At 40.6% G+C, this 16,604-nt stretch carries 15 protein-coding genes; 9 read left to right on the top strand and 6 right to left on the bottom strand.

The window, feature by feature from the left end:
- Positions 1-454: 454 nt before the first annotated feature.
- From CALSC_RS00945 to CALSC_RS00935, 3 genes are all read right to left on the bottom strand, one after another.
- Positions 455-2,227, bottom strand: a complete 1,773-nt coding sequence (locus CALSC_RS00945) for a ribonuclease J (RefSeq protein ID WP_088239564.1) — start codon at positions 2,225-2,227, stop codon at positions 455-457.
- 267 nt (positions 2,228-2,494) lie between these two features.
- Complete coding sequence (dapA, locus tag CALSC_RS00940; protein WP_088239563.1) at positions 2,495-3,379, bottom strand: 4-hydroxy-tetrahydrodipicolinate synthase; 885 nt, start codon at positions 3,377-3,379, stop codon at positions 2,495-2,497.
- Between the two features lie 165 nt (positions 3,380-3,544).
- Positions 3,545-4,588: an aspartate-semialdehyde dehydrogenase gene (locus CALSC_RS00935; protein ID WP_088239562.1), complete on the bottom strand. Its 1,044-nt coding sequence runs from the start codon at positions 4,586-4,588 to the stop codon at positions 3,545-3,547.
- 952 nt (positions 4,589-5,540) lie between these two features.
- On the opposite strand from CALSC_RS00935, the gene tig reads away from it, so the two are divergent.
- The 4 genes from tig (at position 5,541) to CALSC_RS00915 (ending at position 10,380) form a co-directional block, all read left to right on the top strand.
- Complete coding sequence (tig, locus tag CALSC_RS00930; protein WP_088239561.1) at positions 5,541-6,980, top strand: trigger factor; 1,440 nt, start codon at positions 5,541-5,543, stop codon at positions 6,978-6,980.
- Positions 6,981-7,284: 304 nt separating this feature from the next.
- Positions 7,285-7,980 carry an ATP-dependent Clp endopeptidase proteolytic subunit ClpP gene (gene clpP, locus CALSC_RS00925; RefSeq protein WP_088239560.1) on the top strand — a complete coding sequence of 232 codons (696 nt, stop codon included), beginning with the start codon at positions 7,285-7,287 and terminating at the stop codon, positions 7,978-7,980.
- A 15-nt stretch (positions 7,981-7,995) separates the two neighbouring features.
- Positions 7,996-9,336 carry an ATP-dependent protease ATP-binding subunit ClpX gene (clpX, locus tag CALSC_RS00920; protein WP_088239559.1) on the top strand — a complete coding sequence of 447 codons (1,341 nt, stop codon included), beginning with the start codon at positions 7,996-7,998 and terminating at the stop codon, positions 9,334-9,336.
- A 177-nt stretch (positions 9,337-9,513) separates the two neighbouring features.
- Positions 9,514-10,380: an alpha/beta fold hydrolase gene (locus tag CALSC_RS00915; protein ID WP_088239558.1), complete on the top strand. Its 867-nt coding sequence runs from the start codon at positions 9,514-9,516 to the stop codon at positions 10,378-10,380.
- Positions 10,381-10,421: 41 nt separating this feature from the next.
- On the opposite strand, the gene CALSC_RS00910 is transcribed toward CALSC_RS00915, so the two are convergent.
- Positions 10,422-11,411 carry a GntR family transcriptional regulator gene (locus CALSC_RS00910; RefSeq protein ID WP_088239557.1) on the bottom strand — a complete coding sequence of 330 codons (990 nt, stop codon included), beginning with the start codon at positions 11,409-11,411 and terminating at the stop codon, positions 10,422-10,424.
- Positions 11,412-11,624: 213 nt separating this feature from the next.
- Here CALSC_RS00910 and CALSC_RS00905 point away from each other — a divergent pair, with 213 nt between their 5' ends.
- From CALSC_RS00905 to CALSC_RS00890, 5 genes are all read left to right on the top strand, one after another.
- Positions 11,625-12,371, top strand: a complete 747-nt coding sequence (locus CALSC_RS00905; protein ID WP_088239556.1) for a dienelactone hydrolase family protein — start codon at positions 11,625-11,627, stop codon at positions 12,369-12,371.
- 26 nt (positions 12,372-12,397) lie between these two features.
- A complete protein-coding gene (locus CALSC_RS27755) occupies positions 12,398-12,526 on the top strand; it encodes a hypothetical protein (protein ID WP_268807170.1) in 129 nt (42 codons plus the stop codon).
- A gap of 19 nt (positions 12,527-12,545) precedes the next feature.
- Positions 12,546-13,454, top strand: coding sequence for a S1 RNA-binding domain-containing protein (locus CALSC_RS00900; protein ID WP_088239555.1), 909 nt, complete (start codon positions 12,546-12,548; stop codon positions 13,452-13,454).
- A gap of 140 nt (positions 13,455-13,594) precedes the next feature.
- A complete protein-coding gene (locus tag CALSC_RS00895) occupies positions 13,595-13,798 on the top strand; it encodes a type II toxin-antitoxin system HicB family antitoxin (protein ID WP_088239554.1) in 204 nt (67 codons plus the stop codon).
- Positions 13,795-14,001: a type II toxin-antitoxin system HicA family toxin gene (locus tag CALSC_RS00890; protein ID WP_088239553.1), complete on the top strand. Its 207-nt coding sequence runs from the start codon at positions 13,795-13,797 to the stop codon at positions 13,999-14,001. Before CALSC_RS00895 ends, CALSC_RS00890 begins: the two co-directional genes overlap by 4 nt.
- 305 nt (positions 14,002-14,306) lie before the next feature.
- On the opposite strand, the gene CALSC_RS00885 is transcribed toward CALSC_RS00890, so the two are convergent.
- A complete protein-coding gene (locus CALSC_RS00885; RefSeq protein ID WP_088239552.1) occupies positions 14,307-14,561 on the bottom strand; it encodes an AlbA family DNA-binding domain-containing protein in 255 nt (84 codons plus the stop codon).
- 93 nt (positions 14,562-14,654) lie between these two features.
- Positions 14,655-16,604 (bottom strand): DEAD/DEAH box helicase (locus CALSC_RS00880; protein ID WP_088239551.1); only part of this gene is annotated, 1,950 nt, incomplete at its 5' end.

The raw sequence follows: 16,604 nt of genomic DNA, 5'->3' as shown, positions 1-16,604 counted from the left end.
GCTACTTGGGTCAGAAGTTTTTGATTACTACGGTCAAGATAACCGCATTCTTTCAGAAAATGAAATAGTAATATTACTATCTTGTTCAGTTCTTGAAGTATTTAAATTTCTCTTTAATGCATCTATCTTAGGATAGATATTAAGTTAAAATATTGCAACTTTTTTTTGTAAAGATTTTATTCATTTTTGTGAAAGTAGCAATAAATACTGGTAAGAAAAGAATTCATTTCAGTACCCAAAAAAATGGATAGTTAAAACTAACTATCCAACCCGGAAATTCTTGATTATTTATTTGTTTTGGGGATTAGGATGCTGACTTTTCCACATACCGTGAAAAGTCAGAGGGTGTGGAGTCTGTGGTGTAGGGTGTAGCAAGACTTTCTTCTTTTCCCTACACCCTACCCCCTACCCCTGCCTTTACAGGTGTTGAGTGAAATTCCCGTGAAAAGTCAGATTAAGATGCCACTTGAGCCGCAGTGCGAGTACGTCTTCTTCTACCATCAGTAACTTTCGCTGCTGGGGCTTCTGGAGTTTGCATCAATAGTGTCACAGTTGGCTGACATTGCAATTCTCGCTTGAGGAAGCGCATTAGTTCTCGTTCTAAAATTCCTTGCAATCCACCCCAGTCAACTTCATTTTTGCCATTTTCACTAGGCTTGGCAAATTCTGACCAACGGAAATTGAGGGTTTCTTCAATTCGCTGTTTAACTAAATTTTGTAGCATTGCTCCCTCAATACTGGTAACAACACCCCGCAAATGAAGTTCTGGTTTTGCTAACAATTTACCATTCCAATCAATGGCTGCGGCAATAGTAATAATACCTTCGTTCGCCATCCGTTGTCTTTCTTGCAGGACTTTAGCACTCACCATGCCAGAACTAGATGTATCAACTAATTCAATTCCAGATGGCACTTTTCCGGCTACACTTATGGATTCTTCAGTAAGTTCTACCACATCTCCGTTATTAATTATCACCATATTTTCCGCCGGAATACCCATACTTTGAGCAGTTTCCGAGTGCTTCACTAGCATCCGGTGTTCGCCGTGGACTGGTAAGAAAAATTTAGGGCGAGTTAAGGCGATCATTAATTTTTGGTCTTCCTGACAACCATGTCCAGAAACGTGGATTCCTTGGTTACGTCCATAAATTACTTTCGCTCCCTGCATAATTAACCTATCAATGGTGTTGACCACTGCAATGGTATTGCCAGGAATAGGATTAGCAGAGAATACCACCGTATCTCCCTCTCGAATTTTTATATGAGGGTGTTCTTTCCGAGAAATCCGCGACAATGCTGCCATTGATTCACCCTGAGAGCCAGTGGTAAGAATTAACACATTCTCATCAGGCAAATTCCGTACCATATGCAGAGGCTTGAGTAAATTGTCATCGCATTTGACATAGCCAAGATTACGCGCATGGGCGATGAGATTCAACATGGAGCGCCCTACAATGGAAACTACACGGTTGTGTTTTTGCGCCAGTTGCAAAATCATATTGATCCGATGCACGCTGGAAGCAAAGGTAGTCACAAACATCCGTCCAGAGGTTTGAGTAAAAACCCGATCCAAGTTGGGGTATACGGAACGTTCGGAAGGAGTAAATCCAGGGACTTCAGAATTGGTGGAGTCACTCATCAGGCAAAGTACGCCTTTTTCTCCATGTTCTGCCAGTCTTTGCAGGTCAAAATGTTCTCCATCTACTGGGGTGTGGTCAAATTTAAAATCACCAGTATGAATGACTACACCTAAGGGGGTAAAAATTGCCACACTAAAGCTATCAGCCATAGAGTGAGTGTTCCGCATATACTCAATGACAAAGGATTTACCAATGCGGACTATATCACGGGGCATGACTGTATTCAATTTTGTGCGATCGCGCACTCCCGCTTCTTCTAATTTACCCTCTAGCATTGCCATAGCTAGTCTGGGCCCATAAATTACAGGAATATCAAATTGTTTGAGATGGAAGGCAATACCACCAATATGGTCTTCATGACCATGAGTAACAATCATTCCCTTAATTTTATGGCGATTTTCCCGAAGATAGGTGGCATCGGGTAAAACAATATTGACACCGTGCATACCATCCGTAGGAAAAGCAAGTCCTGCATCTAATAGAAGGATTTCGTCTTCATACTCGAACACACAAGTATTTTTACCAATTTCATGTAATCCGCCCAAAGGAATTATTTTGAGGGCAGGGTTAGTTTCTTTTTTAGTCATTTGTTTCTGAGGTTATTTTCTGTAGTTAATAAGGTTGAAAAGTAGCACTTATAAATAGCACTAGTAGGACAAGCAATTTAATCAAGCTAGTCTGAAAAACGGTCGGTATATAATCAATGTCTAATTGAGTAATTTAGTGAAATTCACACTCAAAAATTTATAGTAAATGTGTTAGTAGAAATATTAATTATTCATTGCTAATTTTATGCATCTACTCAAACTTTTGTATATACAAAGATTTTGTTGCTAGCAGCAAATAATTATTGTCTAAATCAGATCTAGCTCTTTCAATACAACCCCTAATTCTTGAGTTATTTCTGGTGATCTTTCGCACAATGGTGGACGAGTAGAACCCACTTTCCAATCTTGCAGCTCTAATGCCTTTTTGATGGGAATTGGATTTGTAGTGGCGAATAATGATTTAAATAAAGGGAAAAGTTGCAGATGAATTGTAGTTGCTAGCTGAGTTTGCCCTTCCCTAAAAGCTTTAATCATCTGCTGTAGCTGGTTTCCTACCAGATGGGAAGCGACGCTAACTACTCCCTTTGCACCAACTGCTAACATGGGGAGTGTTAAGGAATCATCACCAGAGTAAATCTGAAATTCTTGGGGTGTCAAGCGACAGATAGCACTGACTTGATCTAAATCCCCACTAGCTTCTTTGACACCAACAATATTTTCTACTTCTGCTAATCGAGCAACTGTATCTGCATGTAGATTTTGTCCGGTGCGGCCAGGGATATTATATAGCAACAGTGGTAGCTCGGGTGAAGCTTGGGCTATTGCTTGAAAGTGCTGATACAATCCTGCTTGTGGCGGTTTGTTGTAATAAGGAACTACTTGCAAAGCTCCATGCACGCCCATCTGAGCTGCTTTTTGTGTGGCAGCAATAGCTTCTTTGGTGGAGTTAGAACCACATCCCGCTATTACTTTGCCTTTGTCATTAATTGCTTCCAGAACTACTTGAAACAGCTTATACTCCTCTTCCCAACTCAAGGTGGGCGATTCACCTGTTGTCCCACAAATTACCAATGTATCTGTACCATTTTCTACCAAGTGTGTTGCTAAATTGGCTGCGACATCATAGTTAACACTACCGTCTGGTTTAAACGGCGTAATCATTGCGGTTAAAACTATACCAAAATCTACCACCCTGTTTTCACTCCTAAGTTACCCTCTTTGTTATGTTCTCCTGTTGGGGGTGTTTTACAGTAATATCCTATTTTATAAATTTTTTTCAACGGCAATACTCCCATTGACATGATTTCACCTAATTTCAATTGTTTCTAGACATTTGTAAAATAAATTTAGTTTTTCTTAGGTAGAAACTGATAATGATGCTCCCTTTAGCAAATTTTTTTCCACTAGGAGTTCAGCTATTTGAATTGCATTTAATGCTGCCCCTTTACGAATTTGATCTCCACATAACCAGAGTTCTAAGCCGCAAGGATGGGAAATATCTTGGCGAATTCTTCCTACTAAAATATCATCTTTTCCACTAGCTGCAATTGGCATGGGAAAATGATTTGCTTGCCAATCTTCTACCAATTTTACACCAGGGGCTTGGCTTAAAATTTGCCTTGCTTTTTCTGGAGCAAAAGGATGATCAAATTCTAGATTAATGGCTTCTGAGTGGGCTCGTAGTACGGGAACCCGTACACAGGTAGCTGAAATTTTGATCCCTTGATCACCAAAGATTTTACGAGTTTCGTTGACCATTTTCATTTCTTCTTCACAATAACCCAAATCATTCAAGGGGGAATTGTGGGGAAATAAATTAAAAGCTAGGGGGTAAGGGAATACTTCTGCTGTTGGCTCTTTGCCGGATAAAATTTCTTCAGCTTGCACTTTCACTTCTGCCATCGCTTTTGCCCCTGCACCACTGGCAGATTGATAAGTCGCAGCTAAAATCCGTTTTACTGGTTGCACTTGATGTAGTGGCCATACCGCTAGAGCCATTAAAATGGTCGTACAATTAGGGTTAGCAATAATCCCTTGGTGTTGGGTAACTGCATCTGGATTTACCTCTGGAACCACTAATGGCACTTCTGGGGACATGCGAAAGGCACTGGAGTTGTCGATGACAATTGCACCTTTTTTCACTGCTGTGGCTGCCCATGCTTTAGAGGTAGAACCACCAGCACTTGCTAATACTAAGTCTAGGTTTTCCAAAGCGCGATCGCTAACTGCTTCCACGAGTATATTTTCCCCTTGAAAGCATATTTCCTGTCCAGCACTACGGCTAGATGCTAACAATTTCAAGTCGGCAATGGGAAAATTTCGGCTTGCTAATAATTCCAGCAACTCCTTACCTACCGCACCAGTTGCTCCCAAAATAGCTACACGATAGCTTCTAGACACACTGTCTTCCTCCTTCTTGGCAATTTATTAATTTATCAGTCAAATCACTAAAATCAATAAAAATAAAAGTTTGAATATTGAGAAAATGTTAATATTAGTATTTTTTTGCAATAAACATGGATCTCTATGACCCTACTATATTAGGTAAAACTATAGATATCCTCGTAATGTGGCAATTGACAAAAAACAATTGATGAGTTAGTTAGTTTTAAATTGAATTTATTAGTTTTAAATTGAATTTAATTTAAAGTATATATTGTACAACAAATTTTTGGTTAGATGAAACAATTGGGCAGGATATATCCTTAAAATTTATAAATAAAAAAATATAGATCGCCAAGGATGTTGCTGGGAAGGTTTATACTATGATGTCCAGGAAAATTAACAACTGGAAGAAAACCTATGTAAACTAGGATATCACGGGATTCACCTGCGAACAAAGAGCAAATACAAAATCGAAGAATGTTTAAGCTGTGAGTCTCCAGGTCACAAATAGCTGGGAACACAGTTGCTGAAAGCAGTTATCTGCTGGGACGTGGACAAAATGGCGGATATAGTTTTAATTATATCTTTGTGGCTGATGAGTCAAACATTGATGACATTGTGGGTTGAAGAAGGCAGGAGGCAGTCCCGTAGACGCGCCAAGCACGGCTTCTCGTAGATATGAAAAAATTTTTCACCATCAAGTATTAAAGAGGGTTATTTCCCCTACACCCTATACCCCACACCCTACACCCTCTTTCAATTCAGAAGGAGTGATTCAGAAGGGGATTCGACCCCTCCTGAATTGAAGCCAAGGAAAGTACGGATAGGTTAGCCCCTGCGGCATTTCCTGAAGAATATCGCTGATCAACAGCCCTAAATGTTCCACCTCCAGCAAATTTTCCTCTTTAGACCCATTCAGAATTTTTGTATTCACAGTAGAAAATAATTAGTAAACAGAGCAAGAGTTATGAAAGTTACCCAGGAAAAACTTCCCGCTAGCCAAATTGGTCTAGAAATAGAAATTGCACCAGAAATGACCAAGCAAACTTATGAACAGGTCATTAAAAAGTTAGCTACATCCGTCAATATTCCTGGGTTTCGGAAAGGAAAGGTTCCTCGACCCATACTAATACAGCGTTTGGGTACAACAAGAATTAAGGCAGCCGCATTAGAAGAATTACTTCAAGATGGAATTGAGAAAGCGATCAAACAAGAAGATTTAGCCGCCATCGGTCAGCCACAATTACGTTCTGACTTCGAGGAATTAATTCAAAATTACGAACCGGGCAAACCACTAACCTTTTCGGCGGCTGTGGATGTACCCCCAGAGGTAAATCTGTTGCAATATACTGGCTTATCAGTCCAAGCTGAAGAGGTGAAATACGACCCAGAAAAAGTTGCAGACACCTTAGATAGAGAACGCCAACAAATGGCAACCTTAATCCCTGTGGAAGGAAGGGCTGCAAAGCTTGGTGATCAGGCGATAATGGATTTTAAAGGGGTAATCAAACCTGAAGATGATGAGCCAGATGCAGAACCAGAACCAATTCCTGGTGGAGAAGCCAATGATTTTCAAGTAGAATTGCAAGAAGATAAATTTATCCCTGGGTTTGTGACAGGGATAGTGGGTATGAATCCAGGAGAAACCAAAGAAATATCTGCTCAATTTCCCGACCCTTATGGTGATGAGAGCCTAGCAGGTAAGCCCGCTTTATTTACAGTTACTCTCAAGGAACTAAAAGAAAAAGAGCTACCAGAATTAGATGATGACTTTGCCAAAGAAGTCAGTGAATTCGAGACTTTACAAGAGTTGAGGGACTCCCTCACAGAACAGTTCCAAAAAGAAGCCGAAGAAAAAACTAAGTCGAATCAGCAAGAGGCTTTTTTAAATGAGTTGATTAAACATGTGGAAGTAGATTTACCTGTCACCATGATTGATCAGGAAATTGACTCCATGTTGACTCAAACGGCAATGCGACTGTCCCAGCAGGGATTGGATGTGAAGCAATTATTTACCAAAGATATTATTCCTCAGCTGCGGGAACGTTCCCGTGAAGAAGCAATAGAACGCCTCAAGCGATCGCTAGCATTGCGGGAAGTGAGTGAACGGGAGTCCCTAGAAGCCACAGAAGAAGAAGTAAGTACCCGCGTTGCCAAACTGAAAGAGGAGTATCCAGAAGAAGATATAGATACAGATAGACTCCAAGAAATGGTCGAAAACGAAATCTTGACAGAAAAAATCATGGATTGGCTCTTGGAAAATTCCTCCGTGGAACTTGTTCCAGAAGGCTCTTTGAGTGCAGCAGAAGTCGCGGAAACCTCCCCAGCAGAACCAGAAGTGGAAGTTTCTAGTGAAGAACCTGTAGAAACTGTAGAAGTTACAGAAGTTACAGAAGTCACAGAATAAACGATAAAAGTCAGCCATCGGCAACTGTGAAGATTCATAAGTTAAGTGAATCGCAACTTACCGATCGCTGACAATTTTGTCAAACTTTTAATTTAGAGTTACCTTAAAAAGAGTGAATAAATTTGTCCTGAATTTTCTCTTACCATTATTTTATTTACCCCTCTCATGAATCGTGTTAAAACGATAGAGCAATTGAGATGAGTCATAATGGTTAACACATAGCTACAATACAAAGTTATTGTCTCCAGCGACAGCAAACCCTTTAGTTTACATTTGTTGTATTGTTTGTTAAACACTACCTTTTATGCTTACATCGCAATCGGGAAATCACCCATTATATAGCTTGAGTCGATTAGAAATTAATTCCCTCCACAGCACAACCAACATCGTACCCACCGTCGTCGAACAATCTGGAATGGGAGAGAGAGCTTTCGACATCTACTCCCGCCTGCTCCGAGAGCGGATTATTTTTTTGGGCACACCCATTGACGACAACATTTCCAATTCCATAGTTGCCCAACTATTATTTCTAGATGCTGAAGATTCAGAAAAAGACATTCAGCTGTACATTAACTCCCCCGGGGGCTCAGTGACAGCAGGAATGGCAATTTATGATACAATTCAGCAAATACGTCCTGATGTAGTCACCATTTGCTTTGGATTAGCTGCTAGTATGGGGGCGTTCTTACTGACAGCAGGTGCGGCAGGTAAACGAATGTCTCTCCCTGATTCTCGGATTATGATTCACCAACCCCTTGGTGGTGCCCAAGGTCAGGCTGTTGATATTGAAATACAAGCAAAAGAAATCCTCTATCATAAGGCTAAATTGAATCAGTTACTAGCTCATCATACTGGTCAGTCCTTAGAACAAATTAGTGCTGACACAGAAAGAGATTTTTTCATGTCAGCAGATGAAGCTAAAAATTATGGCTTGATAGACCAAGTCATCTCTTCCAGACAAGATCTACCCACCGTTGGAGAAAACCTCTCCATTTTATAAAGATAAGAGGCTGGTATGGCTAAGTACGACTCCCATTTAAAATGTTCATTTTGCGGCAAGTCCCAAGAGCAGGTACGCAAGCTCATCGCTGGACCGGGAGTCTACATTTGCGATGAATGTGTAGACTTATGTAATGAAATCCTCGATGAAGAATTGCTCGACACTAGCACTGCCACAACTCAACCGGCAGAGCAGTCAGAGCCTCCTCAAAAGCGTCGTCATCGTTCTGCTAGTCTTTCATTGAATCAAATTCCCAAACCTCGGGAGATCAAAAAGTATTTGGACGAGCATGTTATTGGTCAGGATGAAGCCAAGAAAGTACTGTCAGTTGCTGTTTATAACCATTACAAGCGACTATCATTAGTTCAGTCCCCCGGCAGTAATGTTAAAAATACAGAGGATACCATAGAGCTGCAAAAGGCAAACATTTTGCTGATTGGCCCTACTGGTTGCGGAAAAACCCTACTGGCACAAACCTTAGCAAAAATTCTGGATGTACCCTTTGCTGTTGCTGATGCTACGACCCTGACAGAAGCTGGATATGTAGGGGAAGATGTGGAAAATATCCTCCTACGACTGTTGCAGGTGGCAGATTTAGATGTAGAAGAGGCACAACGGGGAATTATTTATATTGACGAAATTGATAAAATTGCCCGCAAGAGTGAAAATCCTTCCATTACCAGAGATGTTTCTGGGGAAGGAGTACAGCAAGCATTGCTGAAGATGCTAGAAGGTACAGTTGCCAATGTACCGCCCCAAGGAGGAAGGAAGCATCCTTATCAAGACTGTATTCAAATTGACACAAGCAACATCCTATTTATTTGTGGTGGCGCCTTTGTTGGTTTAGAAAAAGTTGTAGATCAACGAGTGGGTAAAAAGTCAATGGGCTTTGTCCAACCAGGGGAAGGGCAATCAAAAGAAAAGCGAGCTGCTGATACCCTGCGCTATTTGGAGCCGGACGACTTGGTAAAATTTGGCATGATTCCGGAGTTTATTGGGCGGATTCCCATGGTAGCGGTGGTAGATCCCCTGGATGAAGAGGCACTGATGGCGATTTTAACCAAGCCTCGTAGTGCTCTAGTGAAACAGTACCAAAAACTGTTGAATATGGACAATGTGGAACTAGAATTTAAACAAGAAGCACTGCGAGCGATCGCTCAAGAAGCTTATCGTCGCAAAACTGGTGCTAGGGCATTGCGGGGCATTATAGAAGAACTAATGTTGGATGTCATGTATGAGTTGCCTTCCCGCAAGGACGTATTGAGTTGTCAAGTAACCAGAGAAATGGTAGAAAAACGTTCTACTGCTGAATTGATTATGCATCCTTCTTCCTTACCAAAGCCAGAATCAGCTTGAGAACTATTGGGCATTGCAGTTATTAGTATAAATGTACTGTAGCTAAACTTTGACTAGCTTTAGTCAGTCATGGGAAGATAATTCTAGTACAGCATGGTGTAAATAAAGTAGCCATGTAAAATCCTTAAAAAGCCTACTCTATAAGCTTTTTGATTTTTTACTTTTGACTTTTGATAAATGCCATACATTCAAGTTCGCGGCGTTCAGCATTACTACGAGTGGATAACTACACCATCTGCCGAGCAAAATAAACCTGTAATGATTTTTGTTCATGGTTGGGCTGGTTCTGGTAGATACTGGATAAGTACAGCCAAGGTTTTATCAACACAGTTTGACTGTTTACTTTATGACATGAGGGGTTTTGGGCGCTCTCAAGGAAATCTTTCTCAGGATAGCACTGATGCATCTAAAGTCTCTGAATTAACCTATGAATTAGATGAATATACGCACGATTTAGCCGCATTTATTCATGCCTTGCAAATCGAGCGAGTTTATATTTCTGCCCATTCTATGGGTGCTTCGATTGCGACTTTATTTCTCAACCGTTATCCAGAGAAAGTTGAGCGAGCAATTCTCACTTGTAGTGGTATTTTTGAGTACGACGAAAAGGCATTTGCAGCCTTCCATAAATTTGGTGGCTATGTTGTGAAATTTCGTCCCCGGTGGCTGGATAAAATACCATTTGTTGACCAAATGTTTATGGCACGATTCTTACATCGTTCTATTCCTGTTGCTGAACGTAAGGCTTTTTTGCAAGATTTTCTCTGTGCAGATTATGATGCCGCTTTAGGTACTATATTTACCTCTGTCAGTAAAGAACAGGCTGAGTTGATGCCTGAAGAATTTGCCCAATTAAAAATACCAACTCTCTTGATTGCCGGAGAATTTGACCAAATTATTCCCGCTGCCATGGGACAACAGGCAGCTTCTTTAAATAAGGGAATAGAATTTGCTGTGATTCCTCAAACAGGTCATTTCCCGATGTTAGAAGATCCAGTAATATACTGTCAAATCGTACAGGATTTTTTGGCTGATTCACCGTAAATTTGCTTGCTAAAATTATTTGTGCAAGTTACAAAAAATACTTATCCTAGGCCAAGTTCCCGTTTGAGGAGATTAATTGATTTAGTACCAATATAATTTTCACAGCGAATCAACTTTGGTGGGCGGATAATATCTTCGAGAACTTTGTGTATAGCTGCTTGTACGGCGCTAAAACTCGATGGGTCGGTACAAAAAATCACCTGTGCTCGTTTGACAATTGCTTGTAACTTGTAGGCATCTTTTGGTTGAGCCGTCATTACAAGTAACTCATCTCCACGTAAACCGTGGAGAATTACTTCTGTCGCTCTGAGAATACCGGGGCTAAGACTGGCTACACCAATACAACTGTCCTTATTCAGACCCTTGACAACGTCAAATTCCTTACCATAGTCATAAATATCTAGAGGAATTATTCTCACTCTTCGAAGACCAACAATCGCTTCCACTTCTGCGATAAAATACCTACTAGTGACTACAGTGGCAGAACTAGTTTGATCTAGCACAGCAGCTAATTCTTCCATCGCCACTAATTGGATGGGAATTTGCAGAGATTCTTCCAACTCATAAATCATTAACTTCCCGGCTCCCATATCCGTTGCTGGTACTGCTACTAGAACCCTGGCGCTACAGCGTAAACGCCAGTCAATTTCCGCTAAAAATATTTCTCGCGCCTGATTGAGGGAACAACCTTGGGAAAGTAATTCATCAAGTGCCTGTTGGACTGTTTTGTAAGCTTCGGGATATTGTTGGGAAACTGGGGATTGGAGGGTACTACCCCCCCATTCATGTCCTTGAACACGGACATAAATTCCCGAACCAGCTAGACTCTCAACAAAACCTTCGTCTTCTAACTGGCGATAAACCTTACTAATTGTATTACGATGCAACCCTGTCTGCATGGCTAGCGCCCGCGTGCTTGGCAACTTATATCCGGGTGGATATTGCCGAGAAGCGATCGCAAACCGAATTTGATTAAACAGCTGGGTTGAAGAAGGAATTTCACTATCTGGTTGAATACGGAATTGAAGCATCACCAAAACTCCTAAGTGCTATTCGCAGTGTATGACCAGCTGCATCTGCTACCTGTTAAATACTTTATTTATACCGTTAATGTTGTTTTTGGCAATTGCTCATCCCCCATCAATGAGTAATTTTTGGTAGATAGACAGCATACATTTACTTTGAGATACTGGCATAGTTATATCTCAAATAATCACACTGTACTGTATAGGTAAAGAACTATTATGACAGAGGTCGCAATTACCGGCACAACAGTTAAACTTTTACAAACTGATGTCACAATAGATGCTTATTTAGCTAAACCAACTGTTCCAGGTATTTATCCCGGCATAGTTGTATTACAGGAAATTTTTGGTGTCAATGCTCATATTCGGGAAGTTACAGAACGAATCGCTCGTCAAGGCTATGTAGCTATTGCCCCAGCGCTTTATCAGCGTCTAGCTCCTGGTTTTGAGACTGGTTACAGTCCAGAAGATATTAAAATTGGCAAAACATATAAGATGCAAACCAAAGCATCAGAATTATTAAGTGATATTCAAGTAGCAATTGATTATCTGAAAACTCTACCTCAAGTGAGTCAAAATGGTTTTGGCTGTATTGGTTTTTGCTTCGGTGGTCATGTAACATATCTTGCTGCTACCTTACCAGAGATAAAAGCAGCTGCCTCCTTTTATGGTGCTGGAATTGCCACCAATACCCCTGGAGGTGGTGCTGCGACCATTTCCCGTACCCAGGAGATTCAAGGCACCCTCTATGGCTTTTTTGGCATGATAGATGCCAGTATTCCTAGGGAGCAGGTAGACCAAATTGAGGCAGAGCTCAAAAAATACAATATTCCCCATCGTTTGTTTCGCTACGATAGAGCTGACCACGGATTTTTTTGTGATCATCGTGCCAGCTATAATCCAATAGCTGCTGCCGATGCTTGGGAACAAGTAAAACAGTTATTTGCCCAACTACAGGCATCTTAAGGCTATATTTTTTATTTGAGGTTAAGATGCCTAAAAGCGAGAGTCAGCCAGCAATTGGAAATTCTCTGCCAATATCCAAATATACCCAATCCCTACAGGGTGGGCAATACCATAGAGGTGAAGCAGCTACCCAGTTTGTCAATACCTCTAAATAAAAATATATATTCAAAAGTCATGAATTCCGAAGTGAACATTTCTCAAACAGCCAATTCGTCCTTTAGCATGGATGACTTTGCCAAAGCCTTAGAAAGCCACGATTACCATTTTCAAAAAGGACAAGTAGTTAAGGGTAAGGTATTCCAATTAGATCCTGATGGTGCGTATGTGGATATTGGTGGCAAATCGTCGGCTTTTATCCCCAGGGATGAGGCATCTTTAAGGACTGTAGTTGATATATCAGAGGTTTTGCCTTTAGGTGAAGAACTGGAATTTTTAATTATCCGGGAACAGGACGCAGAAGGGCAAGTTACCCTTTCCCGACGACAGTTAGAAATTCAACAGATTTGGGACAAACTGGCACAAATGCAGGAGGATTCCCAAACGGTAACTGTGCGGGTAACGGGGGTGAATAAAGGTGGTGTGACGGTTAATATTCAGGGGTTACGGGGATTCATTCCGCGATCGCACCTGATTGAGAGGGATGATTTAGAAGGGTTAGTTGGGCAAACTCTCACCGTTGGTTTTTTGGAAGTTAGTCGCAGCAATAAAAAATTGATACTTTCTCAACGATTGGCCACTCGTTCTGCAAGTTTCAGTTTATTAGAAATTGGTCAGTTGGTGTCAGGTAAGGTAACTGGTATTAAGCCTTTTGGGGTATTTATAGATATTGATGGGATGAGTGCCTTATTACACATTAAGCAGATTAGCCAGAAGTTTATTGAAAATTTGGAGCAGGTATTTCAAAGTGGTCAATCTTTGAAAGCTGTAATTATAGATTTGGATGAGGGTAAAGGTAGGATTGCTCTTTCTACCAGGATTTTGGAAAATTTTCCCGGAGAAATGTTAGAAAATATGGATGAGGTGATGGGTTCGGCGGAAGCTCGTGCGGAGAGAGCTAAAAATAAATCGCCTGAACAAAGTTAGGAGTGAGGAATTAGGAGTTAGGAGTGCTTTTGACAACTATCTACTAACTCCTAATAATTAAGTATTTACCTATAATTAAGTAATTGAACCAAAATTTTGCTATTTTCCCATTTTGCGGCAATTCTATTCATAAATAACTGATGAAAATCAAAGCAATTATTCATCCGGCAGAAGAAGGTGGTTTTTGGGCAGAAGTTCCAGCACTTCCTGGTTGCATAACTGAGGGTGACACAATGGAGGAAGTATTAGCAAATTTAAAAGATGCAATTGAAGGATGGCTGGAAGTTGCAAATATTGCCCACTCCCTTGAATCAAATGCTCAAATCGTTGAGATTGCGGTATGAAATCAATCTCCGGTAAGCAGTTATGTAAAATTATTGAGCAGCGAGGCTGGATTTTACAGAGAATTACAGGCAGTCATCACATCTATCAAAATCCTGATTTTGATAAAATACTTTCAATTCTCGTACATAAAAATAAAAATTTAAAAGTTGGAACATTAAAAGCATTAATGAAAATTGCTGATTTAGCTGAAGAAGATTTATGATTACACCGTCGATGCTCGTAGCTTTCAGGAAATGATGCAACGTTTAGAGGGTTCGGAAGCAGCCATACGAAAACTCAAGTCAGAAGCACTACAACGGGATATTGATCTGGGTATAGAGTAGTTAGAGAATGGGCAATTTAGGGAATATGATGACAAGTCTTTACCAAGGTTGCTGCAAACTATTAAAGAACGAGGACAAGCTCAACTCAACTCAGAGCAAGCCGAATGAATCTTTAGAAACTTTCTCAACAAGACTAAAAAACCGAGCTTATAAACGCAAAATTTCCGTTTTCAATCTTCTAGAATTAATTAGTGATATCATTTGGGTCAAAACCAACATCAATTGATTCAGGCAAGTTTCCACTTTCATTAACACCATAAACAATTACACCTCCATTTGAATTTGCAAATGATGATACAATTTTGCTAATTTCTTTCTTCTTACCTTCTTTTTTCTGAAGTGCGCCACATACCTTGTAATCAAGTTCAAGAAAGTCTTGAACTTGATTTTCAATCAACTGTATTATGTCTATTTCAAGCCATTCTTTTGACGATTTCATCGTTATATTAAGCAATTCATCTTGAGATTACAAACTATACAAAAGCGCCAAGAATCACTTAGCGCCTTTGCATAAAAAATCAATCAAACTTACCTAAACCCCTTCCCTATCACTAATATCCCGCTTCGGCTGACGCTTATAGGTAAATGTAAAAGTATTACCACTCGCCAAAACTTTCCTGATTTCGTCATACATGGGATAATTACCCACACCAGTTAAACTAGCCCAACCCCGCGCCCTGGTTAAAGCCACAAATAACTGATTCCGGAAATTGACATCACTTTCATTCCGAGCCACGCGATCGCAACCTACCACATAAACCATATCAGCTTCATGCCCCTTAGCACGATTAACTCGGGAAACTGTCACACCACCATCATGCCAGAATTTATTGGGATCTTTATGGGGATACTGAGGATATAAATCATTTAAGTTCACAGTGGTGGGGATATAGATATCTATTTCTGCATCCATCAAAAAGCTAGCAACTTCCATTTCTAATTCCATCGCTTCAGAATTAGAACCCACAACCACCACTAAAATATCCCGACTGGGGTTCAAGCCATCATAAACAATGTTATGCATAATCTTCTCAGCCAAAGCATTAAACTCTTCTTGGCGAGAACTGTAGGTGATAAATTCTAAAACTGGTTCGCCCCAAAGTTCCGGAATTGGATTAGGGGAATATTCGGGGGGACGCTGGATCGTAATTGGTTTACCTGCACGACGAAAGTCTCCCTTAACCTCGTAACCAATTTTACCCCAATCTTGCTTATTCGTAATGCCAGAAATCATTCCCTGGGGACGTAATAAACCCATACCAAGAGCATGAGCGGCAGTGATAATTGGTCCAGGAGTACGATAACAACGACGCATAACTTCCGAACGTTTGATACCTCCCGAATATTGGGGTTGTTTAGAAAGTAAATTACCTAACTCTTCCCCAAATACTTCTTTCGCTTTCGGTACTGCTAAACTATCCAAACTTTGTGCTTCATCATAAGCCCAAATGAACCTTCTCTCTTGAGGCTTATCCTCACTCACAGGACGCAAAGCCTGATAAGCCATCCAATATATCCCTTGCTTATCTTGATACTTTAAATCTGCTTCTGACACCAAATCCTGACCTTCATCAATCAAGATAGCATCAAACATTGGCTCAATTTCAATCTCTTCCAATAGCTGCTTGCTTAAGTCTATTAACCCCCGATTTGGTTGCCTTTCGTTAGTATCACTGGGGGTTCCCCGCCTTTTACCGTGGTATTCACAAATAGTTCCGTATAAACCAGGTTGGTCTTTTGCACCCCAAGCATGAAACACGCGCAGTTTCTGGTTAGTTTGCGGATCATAGTGCAATTCACCACCACTAAAACGACGTATCCACTGATCTAGCAAACTAATCATCAGCTCGTATAAAGAACGGGTGAAAAACACCAAAGCAATATCCCAGTCTGGATGCTTGAGGTGCATGTGTGCTGCTTTTTGACACAATAATACAGTTTTCCCTGAACCAGCAATACCGCGAATTCGCTGGGGTCCAGAGGGAATTTCTTTACCAATATGTTCTTGCTGTAAATCTATCTCATACAAGCTTTGACTCAAACTGTCTATGATGTTGGCGCGGCTTTTACCTGTAGTAGAGACTGTAGCACGGGGAGGTTTACGGAATATGGGAGTTCCAGCAATCACGGATAGCAGCAATTCCCAGTCTTTATCTGCTAAATTTTCTCCCGGCACTATGGGAGATATTTGTTGTATCCTTTCTAATAAACTAACCTTGCCCAATTGGTCTTGAAAAATAAGACTCGCAGAATTAGGTAATTGATCAAACCCTTTTTGCTGCCATTGTTCTTGAGTAATCAGAGGTAATGCCACTATGGCTCTACCTGTCACTTTACGCCAAATTGCTGGTTCTCGATCAGAATATGCGATTAATGCTCGTAGTTGATGGGATGAATTTTGCTGGGGATTGGCTTCTGTTTTTTTAAAGTTTTGTAACTGCCAAGTTTCATCATCTATGGTATCAATTTGCTCAATGGTAAG

Origin of the sequence: Calothrix rhizosoleniae SC01 (assembly GCF_900185595.1) — a bacterium.
In the GTDB taxonomy this organism is placed as follows: domain Bacteria; phylum Cyanobacteriota; class Cyanobacteriia; order Cyanobacteriales; family Nostocaceae; genus Calothrix_A; species Calothrix_A rhizosoleniae.
This window is presented reverse-complemented; position numbering and strand designations above follow the sequence as displayed.

Bases quoted from the DNA above. Each gene is read 5' to 3' on its own strand.
- CALSC_RS00910 (WP_088239557.1), bottom strand. From the start codon at position 11,411: ATGCTTCAATTCCGTATTCAACCAGATAGTGAAATTCCTTCTTCAACC.
- CALSC_RS00895 (WP_088239554.1), top strand. From the start codon at position 13,595: ATGAAAATCAAAGCAATTATTCATCCGGCAGAAGAAGGTGGTTTTTGG.
- CALSC_RS00890 (WP_088239553.1), top strand. From the start codon at position 13,795: ATGAAATCAATCTCCGGTAAGCAGTTATGTAAAATTATTGAGCAGCGA.
- CALSC_RS27755 (WP_268807170.1), top strand. From the start codon at position 12,398: ATGCCTAAAAGCGAGAGTCAGCCAGCAATTGGAAATTCTCTGCCAATA.
- tig (WP_088239561.1), top strand. From the start codon at position 5,541: ATGAAAGTTACCCAGGAAAAACTTCCCGCTAGCCAAATTGGTCTAGAA.
- CALSC_RS00915 (WP_088239558.1), top strand. From the start codon at position 9,514: ATGCCATACATTCAAGTTCGCGGCGTTCAGCATTACTACGAGTGGATA.
- CALSC_RS00900 (WP_088239555.1), top strand. From the start codon at position 12,546: ATGAATTCCGAAGTGAACATTTCTCAAACAGCCAATTCGTCCTTTAGC.
- CALSC_RS00905 (WP_088239556.1), top strand. From the start codon at position 11,625: ATGACAGAGGTCGCAATTACCGGCACAACAGTTAAACTTTTACAAACT.
- clpX (WP_088239559.1), top strand. From the start codon at position 7,996: ATGGCTAAGTACGACTCCCATTTAAAATGTTCATTTTGCGGCAAGTCC.
- CALSC_RS00885 (WP_088239552.1), bottom strand. From the start codon at position 14,561: ATGAAATCGTCAAAAGAATGGCTTGAAATAGACATAATACAGTTGATT.
- clpP (WP_088239560.1), top strand. From the start codon at position 7,285: ATGCTTACATCGCAATCGGGAAATCACCCATTATATAGCTTGAGTCGA.
- CALSC_RS00945 (WP_088239564.1), bottom strand. From the start codon at position 2,227: ATGACTAAAAAAGAAACTAACCCTGCCCTCAAAATAATTCCTTTGGGC.